At 77.7% G+C, this 2,138-nt stretch carries 2 protein-coding genes; both read left to right on the plus strand.

Going from position 1 to position 2,138, the window contains the following annotated elements; all coding sequences use genetic code 11:
- Nucleotides 1–1,102: glycosyltransferase family protein (locus tag HMPREF3099_RS13140; protein ID WP_083323719.1), on the plus strand; the 1,102-nt coding region annotated here is incomplete at its 5' end.
- Nucleotides 1,099–2,138, plus strand: a 1,040-nt coding sequence (locus HMPREF3099_RS10615; protein ID WP_070705957.1) for a glycosyltransferase family 2 protein, incomplete at its 3' end; no start/stop codon positions are given. The genes HMPREF3099_RS13140 and HMPREF3099_RS10615, both read left to right, overlap by 4 nt.

Genomic DNA, 2,138 nt, shown 5'->3' on the forward strand with positions numbered 1-2,138 from the left:
GCAGGTGGCCACCACGGACACCGACGACGCGCTGCACGTGGTGGTGGGACCGGACCAGCACGGGGTGGTGCTGCACGCCCGGCGGCTGGCGCACGCGGGAGCGGGTGAGCTGCTGCGGCTGGCCACCGAGGACCTGGCCCCCGATGACGTGGCCGCCAGGGCCTGGAGCGCACCGGACGGCCCGGCCACCCGTCTGGCCGGGCGCACCGTGGTGGTGCACTTCACCGACCGCGCGTTCGGCCCCACCCCGGCGGCGGCCGCCGACGCGCTGGAGCGCCTGGTGGCCGCCACGGCATCGGTGCAGGTGGTGCTGCACGACGTGCCCCAGCCCAGCGACGGCACCGGACAGGAGGCCCGCACCGCGGCCTACCACCGCGTGTGCGCGGCGGCCGACGCGGTGGTGGTGAGCAGCGAGCACGAGCGGGGGCTGCTGGCCGCGGCCACGGGGGTGGACGCCGACCGCATCGGCGTGGTGCCGCTGCCCGTGGAGCGCGAGGTGCGTCAGCCCGCGGGGTCCGTCACGACCGACGAGGGTGTGCCCGATGACGTCCCACCGGGCAGGTGGGTGGCCACCCTCGGCTTCCTCTACCCGGGCAAGGGCGTGGAGGAGGTGGTGGACGCCACCGCCGCGGCCGCGCGCGACCCGCGCCTGCCCGCCGACCGCCGCCCCACCGGCGTACTCAACCTCGGCCGCCCCGCGCCGGGCCACGAGGACCTCGTCGACGCCCTCGAGGAGCGCGCCGCCACGGCCGGCACCCGGTTCGTGACCACCGGCTGGCTCACCGATGCCGAGTTGGCCGCCGCCTGCCGGGCGGTGGCCGTGCCGGTGGCCCACCACCGCCACGTGTCGGCCTCGGGATCGGTGAACTCCTGGCTCGCGGCCGGCCGGCGGCCGCTGGTGGCTGACTCGCCCTACGCACGCGAGCAGGACGCCCGGATGCCGGGGGCGCTCCAGCTGGTGCACCACGACGAGGCCCTGCACGAGCTCACGGACGCGCTGGTGACCGCGCTGGCCGACCCCGCATCGACCCGCCTGGGCCCCGAGACCGACCTGTGGCCCTCCTGGGCGGAGGCCGCCGACCTGCTGAGGAGCCTGCGGTGACCGGGCCGAGCGTCACCGTGGTGGTGCCCCACCACGACTCCCCCGAGCGCCTGGCCCGGCTGCTGCAGGCACTGCGCCACACGACGCTGCCGGCCCACCGGGTGGACGTGGTGGTGGCCGACGACGGCTCGCCCACCGCCCCCGTGCTGCCCACGGACCACCCGCTGCGGCTGCGCCTGGTGCGTCAGGAGCGGCGGGGCTTCCGGGCCGCCGCCGCACGCAACCTGGGCGCCGCGGCGGCCACCGGTGAGGTGCTGGTGTTCCTGGACGGCGACATGGTGCCCGAGCCGGACTGCCTGCGCGTGCTGGCCGAGGCGGCATCGGGCCCGGTGCCGACCCTGGTGGTGGGCCGGCGTCGGCACCACGACGCCTCCGGGTGGACGCCGGCCGGGGTCACCGACTGGCTCACCGGGCACGGTCCCGCCCCGGCCACGCTGCCCGAGCCGGCCTGGCTGGCCCAGGGCCTGGCCGCCACCGACCACCTGCGCGCCGCCGACGACGCGAGCTTCCGCTACGTGATCTCCGCGGTGATGGCGGTGCCGCGGGCGGCCTTCCTGGCCCTGGGCGGCTTCGACGAGACCTTCGTGGGCTACGGCGGGGAGGACTGGGAGCTGGCCCAGCGCGCCTGGCTGGCCGGGTGGGACCTGCGCCACCGCCCCGACGCCGTGGCCTGGCACGACGGGCCGGAGATCTCCGGGCGCCCCGAGGACCTGGTGGCGGTGAAGAACGCCGAGACCGCCCACCTGGCCACCCGCCTCACCCACCCGCTGGTGCGCGGCCGCGGCCTCGTGCACACCCTGCCGGACCTCGTGGTGGAGGCCGACGCGAGCCGCTGGACCCTCGGGCAGGGGCTCGTGGCGGTGGAGTCCTGGCTGCGCCACGGGGACACCGGGGTGTGGTTCGGCGGGTCGGCTCCCGCGGAGCTGCAGCGTGCCCTGGCGGCCGACCCCCGGGTGCACCCCGGCAGCCCGGACCGGGAGGTGCTCTCGCGCTGCCGATGGCGGGTGCGCACGGGCGAGCCGGTGACCACCCCCTC

Source organism: Kytococcus sp. HMSC28H12 (genome assembly GCF_001816045.1).
Taxonomy (GTDB): domain Bacteria; phylum Actinomycetota; class Actinomycetes; order Actinomycetales; family Dermatophilaceae; genus Kytococcus; species Kytococcus schroeteri.